Below are 15,589 nucleotides of genomic sequence, written 5' to 3' on the forward strand. Positions count from 1 at the left end.
AAATGGGGATTGGTTATTATTCGTCATCTCGGAAGCGAAGCATGAGCTATCCGTGATCTATTCATCACGTGATCGAGCTTAAAAGACATCAATGAAATAGTAATTCTACGACACGCTGATGGTAGATTTCCTATCGCCCTAGCGGACATTCACTGTAAGAAATGACGGATATTTTTCGCCCCAGATAAAAGCGTAAAATAATAAGGATAATGGCATTAACACGTAATAATTAAAGAGGTTCTAATTATAAATCAATAACGTAAATTGATTGGTTCACACCAAGGATAATGCTCGACTTATTTTCAGTATTACCCTTGATGATATTCGCGATAATTACTTCTAAAGCGGGTCGGACTTGTTCAATACTTGAATAGGTGTCAGCCGCATGACACATATCCTTTATCTATTAACTGCGCTTCAAATTAATAATGATAGCGACAGGAGATTACTGTCAAATGTACATCATTAACTGCGTACACTAATCGGTTGGTGTCATCAATTCTACGTGACCAAAAACCTGCCAAATTTTCTTTCAATGGTTCGGGCTTACCAATACCTTCGAAGGGAGAATGCTTCGCATCAGTAATTAATCTATTGATACGTTTCAGCGTTTTATTATCCTGACCTTGCCAATACAAGTAATCATTCCAAGCATCGTCAGTCCAAGCTAACATTCGACTCATTCAAGTAAGCCTCTTTCCGTTACTTGACCGGCATTGTATTGAGCAATTGATTTATTTAGATGAGCGGCATTAGCTGGAGAACGAGATAAATAAATCGTTTCCATTAGGCTATTATAATAATCCATAGACATTACAACGGCATCTTCAGAATCTCGACGAGTAATAATTGTGCAGTCAGCATCATTAACTACGCCATCAAGAACTGATTTAAGACCATTTCGAGCTTCAGTAAAAGAAACTATACGCATAATTACCTCTTTGTTGAGTTGTACTTAATGTTGAACAAGTCTAACTCACTAAAACTGAAATGTACAATATATTGCACAGGTAACAAAGAGGCAGTTAGCGCTGCATTAAAGTGGGATCGGCACTTATCTATACTTTGAGCGAAGCGAAAACGGTAAGCGTTACAAATCATTCTTAAATGCTTTATTGAACGAAACCGCCTAATGCGTTAACTACTGATGATCACAAGCGATACTTTGCTCAATTGATTAAAATCCATTCATGGAGCACCATCAGAATTGATCGTAATAAATTGCAAAAGTTATGGGTGTCCTATGTTTTTTCACTTTATTTTGCGTCTTGAGATTGTCATTGGTCTCACCATAAGCAACTTGAAGCTTAAATGTAGTTACTCATGGTTGGTATGCAAGGATATGGCTGTCCTTTGCTCGGGCTTGTCCAATACTTCGGATAGGTGTCGGCTGCGCGACACATATCCTTATCTGTTATATTTTTGACTCGCTAATACCTATTTTACTTATTGCTTTTTTGTACATTGATAGATAATTTTTATTAATAACTTTAGTTTCAACCACTGTTACACCAAAAGATTCCAACAATCCTCTTTTTTCTTCATCAATAGAATCAACGTAAAAATAGATACGATTAAAATTAGGAAATTCAGCTAATATACGTGCTCTTTTATTTAATACCCACCAAATATCAGTTTCACTATAATCAAGCGAAAAGCCTATGATATGAACATTAGTAGAAAAAAATAAGTCTACCCACGATGTATAACAAAAATTTTTATTTTTTAATTTATCGGTCATTGATACAACTGATGTTCTTTTGTTGTCTTTTTTGTATTTATAACGACCTTTTACATATGCATCCAGCTTACTTACTGAACCACAATAATGATCTAACCCAAGCATAATTGATTTAGGGGTGTCTATTTCACCATGAACATGCCATAAGTTAATTGACTTATTATCGGTTAAATATTCTCTTCTTCTTCGTAAACTATAGATATCTTCAATACTATGTTTTATTACCTCATCACCAAGCGATTTTCCAAACGCATAATCATAATTAGTTGTCATATAATTACTAAGGTTTAAGGTGGCTAATGTGTCATAGACTGAATTGGAACCCTGCCCTTCCATTGCTTCCGCTATTTTACGCTTTATTTCCATTTCATCAGCACGTTCACTAACGTTTGGCTGATGCTTTTCCATAAAAATACGTTCATATATCATTGTATTCGGTAACGTCTTATCGCTAAAATCATTGCCTGCTTTTATTTTATTTAATAATTCATTCCAACTAACTGAGTTATCCGATATTCGATTTAAACCATTACCAAAAAGTATCGAATTTTCCATCATTCACCTCAAAAATATAACAACTTACCCGAATTTGTTCTTTGAACATGCGCTCGTATTTCTCTCTTCATAATATAAAAAACATTATAAATCAGATACATTTTTAGTTATTAATCCCGATAATCATCACAAAATCGGGTATTTGCCATTTAGTTTGTGGTTTTTCTATTAATAGCTATTACTGTGCATAACTACAGTGCAAAAGATCTGTATCAAACAGCAATACAGAACGTCAATATCAATGAAATAGTAATTCTACAACGCGCTAATAGTAGATTCCCTATCTCGTTCGTAACCTCACTGTAGGGAATGACGGGGGTGAGTTGGGCATAATGGCGAAAGTTTATTAATACGTTATGAAAAAGAATGAGGCTGGTTATTATTCGTCATCTCGGAAGTTGAGGAACGAAGCTATCCGTGATCTATTCATCACGTGATCGAGCTTAAAAGACATCAATGAAATAGTAATGCTACAACGCGCTAATAGTAGATTCCCTATCGCTCTCGCGGGCATTCACTATAGGGAATGACGGTGGATGGTTCGCATTCATTGTAGGCAAGAAATATCGGGGGAAGTTTGGTCGTCATAGTAGAAAAATAACGGGGTAATTAAACAATGACCAAATAACGCCCATAAAAAAAGAGGCGCTGATAATCAGCGCCTCTCATTAAATATTATCGAGTAGTGATACTACCGAGTTGTAACCTTATTTTTTAAGGTCAAAACGGTCAGCGTTCATTACTTTAACCCATGCATTGATAAAGTCATTAGTGAACTTCTCTTCTGCATCAGCACAAGCATATACTTCAGCGATTGCACGTAGTTGAGAGTTAGAACCAAATACTAAGTCAACACGTGTTGCCATCCACTTCTGATTGCCAGTCTTACGATCAGTACCTGCGAAGATATCTTGGTCAACAGAAGTTGGTTTCCATACTGTTGCCATATCTAGTAAGTTTACGAAGAAATCATTAGTTAATGTTTCTTTACGCTCGGTGAATACACCAAACTCACTGTGCTCATAGTTAGTATCAAGAACACGCATACCACCAATTAACACTGTCATTTCAGGCGCTGTTAGCGTTAGTAACTGTGCGCGGTCAAGAAGTAATTCTTCCATTGCAACTGTGTATTTTGCTTTTTCAAAGTTACGGAAGCCATCAGCGATAGGCTCAAGAACAGAGAAAGAATTCACATCAGTTTGTGCTTGCGTTGCATCAGCACGACCAGCAGCAAACGGTACAGATACATCACGGCCCGCTTTTTTAGCTGCCATTTCAATACCAACACCACCAGCAAGAACAATTAAGTCTGCAATAGACACTTCTTTTGCGAAGTTTGCTTTAATGCTTTCAAGTACGGTTAATACTTTATCTAGTTGAGCTGGCTCATTAGCTGCCCAATCTTTTTGAGGTGCTAAACGAACACGTGCACCATTAGCACCGCCACGCATATCAGAACCACGGAATGTTGATGCTGATGCCCATGCTGTTGATACAAGCTCACGAACTGATAAGCCAGAATCTGCGATTGCTACTTTTAATGCTGCAATATCAGCATCGTTAACAACATCATATTCAACAGCAGGGATCAGATCTTGCCAGATGAATTCTTGTGTTGGAATTTCAGAACCCAAGTAACGAGCACGAGGTCCCATGTCACGGTGAGTCAGTTTGAACCAAGCGCGAGCAAATACTGCTGCAAATTCTTCTGGGTTCTCATAGAAACGACGTGAGATTTCAGCATAAGCAGGATCAACAAGTAATGAGATATCTGTTGTTAGCATTGTGCCTTGGTGCATTCCTTCACCAAATGCATCTGGGTATTCATCACGGCCGTCTTTAGCGATCCATTGGTGTGCGCCAGCTGGGCTCTTCTCTAGTTTCCACTCATGGCTAAATAAGCTGTGGAAGAAACCATTGCTCCATTGTGTTGGCGTTGTAGTCCAAGTTACTTCTAAGCCACTTGAAATAGTATCGGCAGCGTTACCACAACCGTAGCTTGATGCCCAACCTAAACCTTGTTCGTCAATAGCAGCCGCTTCTGGTTCAGCACCAACTTGAGCCGCATCACCAGCACCGTGAGTCTTACCAAATGTATGACCACCTGCGATTAACGCTACAGTTTCTTCATCATCCATTGCCATACGAGCAAATGTTTGACGAATATCATCAGCTGCAAGTAGTGGATCAGGGTTACCGTCTGGACCTTCTGGGTTTACGTAGATTAGACCCATTTGAACGGCGGCTAATGGATTTTCTAGATCACGTACTGCGTCATCTTTCTCATAACGAGTATCATCAGCTAGCCATGTTTTTTCTTTACCCCAATAAACGTCTAACTCAGGTTCCCAGATATCAACACGACCACCAGCGAAACCGATAGTTTCAAAACCCATTGATTCTAGAGCAACGTTACCAGTCAGGATAATTAAGTCAGCCCAAGAGATTTTATTGCCGTATTTTTGTTTGATAGGCCAAACTAAACGACGTGCTTTATCAAGGTTAACGTTATCAGGCCAGCTGTTTAGAGGCGCAAAACGTTGGTTACCAGTACTTGCACCGCCACGACCATCAGAAGTACGGTAAGTACCTGCACTGTGCCAAGCCATACGAACAAAGAAAGGACCATAATGACCAAAGTCAGCAGGCCACCAATCTTGTGAATCAGTCATTAGATCACGAAGATCTTGTTTAACTGCTTCTAGGTTTAATGTTTTAAATGCTGCTGCATAATCGAAATCTTCACCCATTGGGTTTGATTTAACATTATGTTGGTGAAGTAAACCTAATTTTAGTTGGTTTGGCCACCACTCGCTAGGAGAAGTACCATTACCTGGGTTAATTGATGGATTAACCGTTTGAGTCTGATTGAATGGACATTTTGACATTATTATTATCCTAATTGTTCGTATGATTATTGATAATCATTAAATATCATATTGTGTATAAACATAACCTAATCAAAAAACATAGTAACGTTATTTTTGTGGGTAAATTTAAAATCTAATAAATTAATTTTATCCACTGATATTGGCGGCTCGTTTATTCGTTGAAGCTAATTTACAACACTAAAAGAAAGAAAGACAATATTAGTTTTCTATCAATTCAATAGGTAATAGTTATCAAAAAACAATACTGAATAGTTTTCGAACTTTTATCGTCACCATAAAAAATTAGCCACCAACAAATAAATAGCTTAGGTAAACTAACTTCTTATAATTAATGGTGTTTTCTCATCTCATACCATAAAACGCTATTGATTTTTTAGAGGAAGATCTATTATTTATAAAAATTAAGGATAATAATGAAAAAGATTTGGCTCACAATTACTGCTTGTTTATTAACGGTGGCATGTTCATCAACGCCCACACCTGATTGTATTTATAATTGTGCGCCATCAATTAATATTGGCAATAATAATACCAATAGTAATAATAATTTCGGCGCACTAACCGAACCCCAACGCCAAGCATTACTTAAATATCTTGAGAGCCAAGTTAAACAACAATGGGGCGACGATAATTATTTACAGGCAGGTAAACATCGTTATGTGAAATACTTTGCTGGTTATCGTACTCGTGCGCATATTGATTTTGATAATGGTAAAATTTATGTCTCAACCGTTGCTAACAATGCAACACGACACTCTCTCAAACAAGCCATTGAAGAAACATTATTAATGCCAGCGGATCCATCACAAGTGGATCTTTTTAGTGATAAATCCATTCCTCTTAATGGTAAACCTTTTTTATTAGGCCAAGTAAAAGATCATCAAAACCAAGATATTCAATGGCCATGGCGTGCAGGTCAATATGCTGACTATTTAATAGCGAACAAATTGAAAACCAAAAAACTCCAACGCGGTACGGCATACTATGTTGAAATTGATATGGTAGAAGATCACCTTGAGCAGCGAGAATATCAATACGCCGATCTTATTCGTCAAGCGGCTAAACGCTACGATATTGATGAAAATTTAATTTACGCGATAGTTAAAACAGAAAGTAGCTTTAATCCTTATGCCGTCAGCCATGCAGGTGCTTATGGCTTAATGCAGGTTATTCCTAAAACAGCGGGTGCGGATGTATTTAATTTGGTTAAAAATAAACCCGGTATTCCAACCAAAGAATATTTATTTAATCCTGCCAATAATATTGATACTGGCACTGCTTATTTTTATATTTTGAAAAATCGTTACTTAAAAGAAGTTCAACACCCTACAACAAAACATTACACCATGATTTCAGCTTATAACGGTGGTACTGGCGGCGTTCTGGCAACCTTTGATGTTGATAGAAAACAAGCGATGAAGGATCTTAACAACTTACAACCCAATCAAGCGTATTGGGCATTAACGAACAAACATCCTAAAGCTGAAGCGCGACGTTATTTAGAGAAAGTACTCAATTTTCAAAAAGAATTTGAAGCAATGTAATTAAATATCAATATGATTTTTAAGTTAAACACACACAATAATAGCGTGTGTGTTTAACTTATCGGTATTACATTATGACTTAACTACGTTCAGCTATTGCAGGTCGAATATAACCTTTATTTTGCTGTAAAAGTGCCTTTGCAGTATCACTATCAACACCCGTTAAAATCATCACAATCGCCGTTTTACAGTGACCATCACACGCATCTAAAGCCACTACTGCTTGTTCACGTTCACAGTCAGTGGCTTGCATCACAATCTGTTTTTGACGTTCAACTAATTTGGCATTAGTTGCTTCTACATCTACCATCAGATTGCCATAAATTTTACCAATGCGAATCATTGCTCCTGTCGTTAGCATATTAAGCACTAACTTTTGCGCTGTGCCCGCTTTCATACGAGAAGACCCCGTGACAACTTCCGCCCCGACAACAGGCGTGATCACAATATCAGCAGCGGCAGTCATAGGACTTTGAGGATTACAACTCACACAAGCAACAATTGCATTCATTGAACGCGCATAAGCCATCGCGCCTAATACATAAGGAGTACGTCCACTGGCGGCAATACCGACCAGAACATCACGCGCTGAAAAATGGATCGCTTTTAAATCATCAGCGCCCATTTCAACATTATCTTCTGCGTTTTCAACTGCTTTTAAAATGGCTTTATGTCCACCAGCAATTAATCCCACCACTTGCTCAGGCGCGCTACCATACGTTGGTGGACACTCACTTGCATCAAGAACACCTAAACGACCAGACGTACCGGCTCCGACATAAATTAAACGTCCACCAAGTGAAAAAGCAGTGGCTATCGCATCAACCGCTTGGGCAATAGCAGGTAATGTTTGTTCAACAGCCAACGCTACTTTTTTATCTTCATTATTGATCACTTTCAGCATCTCTAATGTCGATAACGTATCTATGGCTTCGCTAGCACTATTTCGGCTTTCAGTAACTAATTTTGTTAAATCAATCTGCATGGTAACGCTCTAAAATCAATAACATTAGTGATAGCATAACGTATTCATGTTGCTATTAAATAATAATTAAATCTATTCACAATTAAGAGCACGACATATTTTCATTAAAAACGCACAAATTATGCACGTCTAACAATAAAAATATCAAAAGAGAATGGAACCACCGACATTGCAAAATGTCACACTGTATAATAAGCAGCATAATTAATGTTTCAGCGATAACTATAAAAAAGTAGAATTTCATTTTTACGAATAATCACAGCTGAATTTATCTTTCATGACTACAGATAGAAACTGAATAAGTAATGACTCAAGATAGCCCCCAAATGACACCAAATATCCACAAAAAAAAGACGCTAAAAAAAGTGGTATTATGGACAGTAATTACACTATTAACACCAATTGTCACAATCTCTGGCATATTGGCTTATGGTGTTAAACTTGATCTCAGTTCACATCGCACCGAAATTAATCAATGGTTAACTAAAACCCTTGATCGTAAAACAGATATAAAAGGCAACATGGCAGTCACCCTGTCATTTAGCCCTGAAATAGAATTAAGTGATGTTACTATCGCTAATCTAAAATCAATACCATGGCAGCCAATGTTAAAATCTGGCTACATTGCCGCCAAGATTTCAGTATTACCGTTATTACAACATACGCTGAAGATTGACTATCTTAGCCTTAACGATATCTCATTAAACTTACTACGAGATCAACAAGGTAAGGAAAATTGGGTATTCAATCAACTATCAACATCATCAAAACCCGCTGCAACCACAACATCTTCAGCATTTAAATTAGTGTTAAGTAATAATATTAACGCTAATAAAATTCGAGTGAATTATGAAGATCAAACCAAAGGTGCCTATTACAATGGTTACCTTGATCACCTGGCTCTAACAAAACCTGATAAATGGTTATTAGTGGCTAAAGGTAACGCTATGGGCAGTGAATATAATCTTTCATTAACGGGCGATTTACAAAAACTGATTAATAATCAACATGGCCAATTATTTGCAAAAGGTAACTTTGCGGGTGCCGAATTAGATGTTGATGCTAACATTACACCGTTTAGTAGCAGTGATAACTCTACGGCCAATATCAGTTTACATTGGAACAATACCAATCAAATTGCCAACCTGTTAGATCTTGATTTACAGCATGTTGCACCACTCTCACTGACAACAGAGCTCACCGCATCAAATAAAGGTTTTGCATTTAATGATATTCAAGTGCGTAGCCCTATTACCTCAGCTAATGGTCATATTAATGTTCGTTTTGCCCAGAATGCTCAACAGTTAAATATTATTGACGGCAAGTTAGATATTCCCGTTATTGATCTGCGTCCGTGGTTACAACCGCAACCACGAATGAGGCGCACGACAATGTATGTCGCCACACCGCCACAATCTCCACTACAAAAAGCATTAAATCAATGGTTAGTAAAAACCCGCACTCACTTTGGCTTAACCATTGGTACCATTAAAGGCTTAGGTACGCCCGTGAATTCAATTTCACTTAAGATTGAGGGTAAAAACGGTAAATTATCAGCACCAATGGCCGCCAATATTGCTAATGTTCCATTCACGGGTAATGCTCGTATTAATGCAACACAATCGACATCAAAAGTTAACGTTACCTTAGGGGCAAAAGATTCATCATTAGGTGAAATGGCTGGCTGGATTTCAGGTATACCTAATGCCACGGGTCATCTTAAAAGTGCTCAACTACAGCTAACAACAAAAGGCACCAAATTACAGCAATGGTTAGATAATAGTCAGCTTGGACTTACTATTAATCATGCTAATGTCAATTGGGGCGCTAAAGCTTCATTTGCAATAGATACCGCTACACTGCATTCAGGAATGGAACAACCGTTCAGCTCAAATGTTAGCGGTAAGATCATGAATATCCCGGTTAAGATTGCAGCTAAAGCAGGCACATTGGCTGATATTATTAATCATCGTGATTGGACACCATCACTGCACTTTTCCAGCCCAGTTTTAGATGTAAAGGCACAAGGAAAGTTAGTTAATACTCACTGGCAACAAGGTAGTTGGTTTGATGTTAGTGTTCACAGTAATGATGCTGGAAAGCTGAGTCCATGGCTTGGTACTCGTGCTGCAATACACGGTAAAATTAATTTCAAAGGTAAACTCACCAATAACGGAGAATGGCTTGATCTTAATATTCCTGATGTCACGCTACTGAACAGTCAGGGAAAAGTAGATTTACAATGGCGAACACTGCACGATCAGCCATTTTTAAAATTAAATAGCCAATTCAATACTCTTGATTTTACTCAATTAAGCCAATTTATTAATAAAACCCGCTTACCTAAAGTAGAACAAACTGTACCGACCCAAGGCGTTAACCTTGATGTGCCTATTCTAAGCAATAAAATTGTCATTGCTGATGCCGATGTCAATTTACATGTTAATAAGATGCTATGGGCACAACAGCAAGTTGATGATATGGCATTTAAGGGCCAAATTCGCGACGGTAAACTCAGTACATCACCGTTTAGTGCGACTTATGCGGGCAGCGTTTATCGTGGTGATATCGCGTTTGATATTAATAATCAAACCATTAATTCACAATTACACTTAGCGGTAAATAAACCTGACATTGGTCGTATTTTACATCAATTTAATATCATTAATCATTTCGATATGAGCTTAGACAGTGCCAAACTAGCGGTATCGTTATCAGGAAAAACACTATTAGAATTAATGGAACAAGCAAAAATTGATGCTCAGCTTAATGGCGGTCAATTAAAACTTGCTGATAATTACACAGGTAAAGCCTTTAATATTACTCTAAATCAAGGGCATTTCATTACCGGCCCCAATACTGCAACCCACCTCACCCTTGATGGACGAGCGGCAAATAAACCCGTTGCCATTAACCTTGATTCAGTCTCATTACAACAGGCAAATGATGGTCGTAAATCGATTCCAGTCAAACTGAAAGCGAGTGTCGGTGACATCAAATTTAATGCTCAATCACAAGTTGTGTTACCGATTGACCCTAAAAAATTGAATATCACTTTTGAAGCCAGTACACCAAACTTAAACCATTTTGATAACTTTACAGGGATCAAGTTACCGCCTTATGGTCCAGTTAACGTTGCAGCATCATTATCAATGGACAATATTGGCTATCATCTACGTGACATGCTCATCAAGGTTGGTAGCAGTACGCTTAAAGGCTATGGTGACTTTTTACCGCCGATTAAAGGTGATGGTCGCAATCGCCCTAACGTAAAACTGGTCTTAAATGCTCCTTTTATTCAGATCAACGACTTTAAGCTGAAAAATTGGCAAGCATGGTTACCCGCAAACCAAAAGTCGCATAAGGTTATTGTCTCCAAAAATCAGCCAGTGAACGTTATCAGTCCGCAAGGATTAAATTTATTCAATGCTAATTTTAAACTTAACGTCGGTAATGTCCGTTCAGGCAAAGATTGGCTAGGCGCAGGTAAATTAGATTGGACGTTACATAATGGTTTATTAACGCTAAAACCTTTACATGTTCAATTACCCGGTGGTGATATTAATATCAACGGCTCGGTTGCCGCTAAAGGGGATAAATTCGCCATTAAACTGAATGGGTTGGTAAAGAATTTTGACTACGGTATTATCGCTCGTCGTATCGACCCTAAAACGGATATGCATGGCAAAATCAGTGCCAAATTCGATCTTAATAGTCTTGCGAATACACCAGAAAGCTTAATGAATAATGCCAATGGCTTTATTGGGTTTGCAGCCTGGCCTAAAGCTTACCAAGCTAACGTAATTGATCTATGGGCAGTAAGTTTAGCCGATGCGGTATTACCGACATTTACCACCAAAGATAACTCGGTACTTAACTGTGTTGCTGGCGGATTTAATGTTCATAATGGCAATATAAAACAACGTGATTTATTACTCGATACCTCACGTATTCAGGTGCATGGCGCATTTGACGCCAGTTATAAGAAACGTGACTTTAACTTATATCTATCGCCACGATCTAAAAGAGCACAAATATTTAGCCTACAAACGCCCGTTGAAGTTCACGGTACTTTTGAGAAATTTAATCTTGAAATACCATTATCTGCCATTTTTGCAACATCAGTGCGGTTTACGACAAGCCCAATAATAGCACCACTCCAATGGTTATTTGAGAAACCAATCGCGGCCAATGGTAGCGCGGAATGTCAACGAATTTGGCAAGCACAATAAATTGTTAGCCTAAAAAAATGCTCAATACTTAACATTAAAAGATGGACTTATAATCCATCTTTTTTTTATTTTGTTGTTTTAAAATAAAGAACCAGTGTACTGACTATGATGTAATAAAGACATCAACTTCATCTGTCATAGAATAATCATCTTCTACGAGGTTATTATGAATTCAAAACTCGATAATGTACTGCTCAATATAGCCCTAAATCTCAGTGCTAACCTCGCTAGTGATCAGCATTATCAGCATCTTATTGATGGTATCGATCAAGTTTTTCCTTGTGATGCAAGTGCCTTATTTATATTGGATAAAGAAGGTCTATTAACACCGGTTGCGGTTAAAGGTCTATCTCCTGCCGTATTAGGTCGACGTTTTTATCCTCAAGCTCACCCACGCTTAGAAGCCATAATGGCAAGTAAACAACCAGTCCGTTTTGATGCCGATAGCCCTTTGCCCGATCCCTTTGATGGAATTTTACTTAACGAGCAACAAACCATTGATATTCATGATTGCTTAGGCTGTAGCCTCTATGTAGAAGGACAATTAGTTGGCGTACTTACGTTAGATTCGTTAACTGTGGGCGCATTTGATGAAATTGAAACTGTTGCCATTGAAACATTTGCCGCTTTAGCCGCAGCAACGTTACGCAATATTGCCCAATTTAATGCACTTAAAGATCAAAATAAAAAACAAAAATCACTAACAGATACGTTGATCCAACAAGCGCGCTCACAACAAGGAGAAATGGTGGGAATAAGTGCCGTCATGCAACGGTTACGGACCAATATTGCCACTGTTGCAAAATCAGACTATGCGGTACTGATCAGTGGTGAAACAGGCACAGGCAAAGAGCTGGTCGCTCACGAGATCCATGCCCAATCGACACGTGCAGATACGCCAATGATTTATATTAACTGTGCCGCCCTACCAGAAGGATTAGCGGAAAGTGAATTATTTGGTCATGTAAAAGGGGCATTTACAGGTGCGAATAGTCATCGAGCAGGTAAATTTGAATTAGCTGACGGCGGGACATTATTTTTAGATGAAATTGGCGAGTTACCTTTAATATTACAAGCGAAATTATTACGGGTGATCCAACAAGGTGAACTTCAACGTGTCGGCAGCGATCAACATTTACATGTCAATGTTCGTATTATCGCAGCAACAAATCGCCAATTAGAAACCGAAGTCGAGCTTGGTCATTTTCGTGCAGATTTGTACCATCGCTTAAATGTATTCCCTATTTTTGTGCCATCACTGCGTGAACGTCATGATGATATTCCCGTTCTTGCTGGATACTTACTTGAAAAAGTGCGTCACCAATTTAATATTCCTAATCTTCACCTTCACCCTAAAGTATTAAATATGCTTGAGGCGAAACCGTGGCCAGGCAATATTCGTGAATTAGAACACACACTTACACGTGCTGCATTACGAGCAATACAAGACGAACAGAATACGATCACCAGTCAATATTTTGATCTTGCGCCCACAGGCGATGTCAAAAACACATCGTCATTTTTCCCCGAACAATCACAACCGATGCGTCAATTGGTCGAACACTACCAAAAGCAGCTAATTGAGCACACGCTTGAAAAAACACATAAAAATTGGGCGAAATCAGCTGATTTTTTACAAATGGATCGAGGAAATCTTTACCGTATGGGAAAAAAGCTGGGGATCAAATAAGACTACCATAAAAACAGTGATGTCATATATACAACACTGATGATGTCTTTATAACATCATCAGTGTATAAGGTAATAAATAAACACATTAAAAACAACAACATAAAAACTGGCACAGTTAATGCTAAGTAGCCGTTAGATCATATTTATAATTAGATAATCAAACGCTGGAGCTTTTTCATGTTTTGTATTCAATGTGAACAGACAATAGAAACACCCATTAAAAAAGGCTGTTCTTACGCCGCAGGTATGTGCGGTAAAACTGCTGAAATTTCAGATCTACAAGATGTGTTAGTTTATACCTTACAAGGGGTATCATACTGGGCAGATCTTGCACAGAAGTTTGATATTGTTGATGACGAAATTAACCATTGGGCACCACGTGCATTCTTCTCAACGCTAACCAATGTTAACTTTGATCGCGATCGCATTCTAGCGCTAACCAATCTTGCTGCAAGTTATAAAGCACGCTTAACACAAGCTGTCACAGCAGCAATGACTCTAGCACAACAGCCATTACCGACCCTACCCGCTGTGGCTGAATTTGAATTACCCGATAATATTGATGCTATCTTAGCGTTAGCACCACAAGTGGCGGTTAACCGCGGTTATGAAACCATCAATGAAGATGTCATTGGTTTACGCTTATTGTGCCTATATGGTCTAAAAGGCGCGGCGGCTTACATGGAGCATGCGCGTGTATTAGAGCAAACAGACAATGCTATTTATGCACAATACCATCACATTATGGGCTGGTTAGGCACAGATCCTACTGATCTAAATGCATTACTTGAGTGTTCAATGGAAATTGGTCTAATGAACTACAAAGTAATGGAGATGCTTGATTTAGGCGAAACCAATACTTTTGGTCACCCAGTACCAAGCCAAGTTAACGTTAAGCCAATTCAAGGCAAATGTATTTTAGTTTCAGGTCATGATTTGCACGATCTTGAAAAGATCCTGCAACAAACTGAAGGTAAAAATATTAACGTTTACACCAATGGTGAAATGTTACCTGCTCACAGCTACCCTGAACTGAAGAAATACCCTCACTTAGTGGGTAACTACGGTAGTGCTTGGCAGAACCAACAGATTGAATTTGCCAATTTCCCTGGCGCAATCGTAATGACATCAAACTGCCTAATTAACCCGAATGTAGGTCAATATGCAGATCGTATCTTTACACGTAGCATCGTGGCATGGCCTGGTGTGGCGCATATTGACGGTGATGATTTTACTCAAGTTATTGATTGTGCATTAGCATTAGACGGCTTTAAGCACACTGAAATCGAACATATGATCACTATCGGTTTTGGTCGCAATGCACTAATGGCAGCAGCGCCTGCTGTTATTGATCAAGTTAAACAAGGCAATATCAGCCACTTCTTCCTTGTTGGTGGTTGTGACGGTGAGAAAGCAGAACGCAGTTACTTCACTGATTTTGCTGCACAAGTTCCTCAAAATTCCGTTATCTTAACGTTAGCTTGTGGTAAATATCGCTTTAATAAAAATAACTTTGGCGACATTAATGGTATTCCTCGTTTACTCGATGTGGGCCAATGTAATGATGCTTATTCAGCAATTCAATTGGCACTCGCATTAGCGAAAGAGTTTGATTGTGGTATTAACGAATTACCGCTGACTCTAGTGTTATCTTGGTTTGAGCAAAAAGCGATTGTGATCCTACTGACCTTATTTGCATTAGGTGTTAAAGGTATTTATACCGGCCCAACAGCACCTGCATTTTTAACCGATAACTTATTGGCTATTATTGCTGAAAAATTCGATATGCGTTCGATCTCAACCCCTGAGGCAGATCTTAAAGCTATCTTAGGCGCGTAATCTTACACGTATAGTATTGACGTATAACATTATTGCCCCTGTTGTTTATATAACCTGTTGTTTATATAAATAAGAGGGGCTTTATTTATTCATTCATTTCGATTTTT

Annotated in this window: 9 protein-coding genes; 4 read left to right on the forward strand and 5 right to left on the reverse strand. The window is 38.4% G+C overall.

The window, feature by feature from the left end; all coding sequences use genetic code 11:
• Positions 1 to 422 precede the first annotated feature (422 nt).
• The 4 genes from GLP24_RS01775 to katG form a co-directional block, all read right to left on the reverse strand.
• Positions 423 to 683 carry a Txe/YoeB family addiction module toxin gene (locus GLP24_RS01775; RefSeq protein ID WP_232615439.1) on the reverse strand — a complete coding sequence of 87 codons (261 nt, stop codon included), beginning with the start codon at positions 681 to 683 and terminating at the stop codon, positions 423 to 425.
• A complete protein-coding gene (locus GLP24_RS01780; RefSeq protein ID WP_045028353.1) occupies positions 680 to 931 on the reverse strand; it encodes a type II toxin-antitoxin system Phd/YefM family antitoxin in 252 nt (83 codons plus the stop codon). Before GLP24_RS01780 ends, GLP24_RS01775 begins: the two co-directional genes overlap by 4 nt.
• A gap of 483 nt (positions 932 to 1,414) precedes the next feature.
• Complete coding sequence (locus GLP24_RS01785) at positions 1,415 to 2,296, reverse strand: SIR2 family protein (RefSeq protein WP_232615440.1); 882 nt, start codon at positions 2,294 to 2,296, stop codon at positions 1,415 to 1,417.
• A 707-nt stretch (positions 2,297 to 3,003) separates the two neighbouring features.
• On the reverse strand, positions 3,004 to 5,187 hold the full coding sequence (gene katG, locus GLP24_RS01790) for a catalase/peroxidase HPI (protein WP_101768860.1): 2,184 nt from the start codon (positions 5,185 to 5,187) through the stop codon (positions 3,004 to 3,006).
• A gap of 416 nt (positions 5,188 to 5,603) precedes the next feature.
• Here katG and mltC point away from each other — a divergent pair, with 416 nt between their 5' ends.
• Positions 5,604 to 6,734, forward strand: coding sequence for a membrane-bound lytic murein transglycosylase MltC (mltC, locus tag GLP24_RS01795; protein WP_232598093.1), 1,131 nt, complete (start codon positions 5,604 to 5,606; stop codon positions 6,732 to 6,734).
• Positions 6,735 to 6,813: 79 nt separating this feature from the next.
• Here mltC and murQ read toward each other — a convergent pair whose 3' ends face one another.
• Positions 6,814 to 7,719 carry an N-acetylmuramic acid 6-phosphate etherase gene (murQ, locus tag GLP24_RS01800; RefSeq protein ID WP_232615441.1) on the reverse strand — a complete coding sequence of 302 codons (906 nt, stop codon included), beginning with the start codon at positions 7,717 to 7,719 and terminating at the stop codon, positions 6,814 to 6,816.
• 305 nt (positions 7,720 to 8,024) lie between these two features.
• Between murQ and GLP24_RS01805 the strand changes: the two genes are divergently transcribed.
• From GLP24_RS01805 to hcp, 3 genes are all read left to right on the forward strand, one after another.
• Positions 8,025 to 11,951, forward strand: a complete 3,927-nt coding sequence (locus tag GLP24_RS01805) for an AsmA family protein (RefSeq protein ID WP_232615442.1) — start codon at positions 8,025 to 8,027, stop codon at positions 11,949 to 11,951.
• A 166-nt stretch (positions 11,952 to 12,117) separates the two neighbouring features.
• Entirely contained in the window at positions 12,118 to 13,641 is a 1,524-nt protein-coding gene (norR, locus tag GLP24_RS01810; protein ID WP_101768864.1) for a nitric oxide reductase transcriptional regulator NorR, read from the forward strand.
• A gap of 179 nt (positions 13,642 to 13,820) precedes the next feature.
• Positions 13,821 to 15,482, forward strand: a complete 1,662-nt coding sequence (gene hcp / locus GLP24_RS01815; protein WP_232615443.1) for a hydroxylamine reductase — start codon at positions 13,821 to 13,823, stop codon at positions 15,480 to 15,482.
• Positions 15,483 to 15,589: the final 107 nt, after the last annotated feature.

The organism is Photobacterium carnosum (assembly GCF_021236965.1).
GTDB lineage: Bacteria > Pseudomonadota > Gammaproteobacteria > Enterobacterales > Vibrionaceae > Photobacterium > Photobacterium carnosum.

Excerpts from the sequence above, each read along its gene's own strand:
- GLP24_RS01775 (WP_232615439.1), bottom strand. The coding sequence starts at position 683 with ATGAGTCGAATGTTAGCTTGGACTGACGATGCTTGGAATGATTACTTG.
- GLP24_RS01780 (WP_045028353.1), bottom strand. The coding sequence starts at position 931 with ATGCGTATAGTTTCTTTTACTGAAGCTCGAAATGGTCTTAAATCAGTT.
- GLP24_RS01785 (WP_232615440.1), bottom strand. The coding sequence starts at position 2,296 with ATGGAAAATTCGATACTTTTTGGTAATGGTTTAAATCGAATATCGGAT.
- katG (WP_101768860.1), bottom strand. The coding sequence starts at position 5,187 with ATGTCAAAATGTCCATTCAATCAGACTCAAACGGTTAATCCATCAATT.
- mltC (WP_232598093.1), top strand. The coding sequence starts at position 5,604 with ATGAAAAAGATTTGGCTCACAATTACTGCTTGTTTATTAACGGTGGCA.
- murQ (WP_232615441.1), bottom strand. The coding sequence starts at position 7,719 with ATGCAGATTGATTTAACAAAATTAGTTACTGAAAGCCGAAATAGTGCT.
- GLP24_RS01805 (WP_232615442.1), top strand. The coding sequence starts at position 8,025 with ATGACTCAAGATAGCCCCCAAATGACACCAAATATCCACAAAAAAAAG.
- norR (WP_101768864.1), top strand. The coding sequence starts at position 12,118 with ATGAATTCAAAACTCGATAATGTACTGCTCAATATAGCCCTAAATCTC.
- hcp (WP_232615443.1), top strand. The coding sequence starts at position 13,821 with ATGTTTTGTATTCAATGTGAACAGACAATAGAAACACCCATTAAAAAA.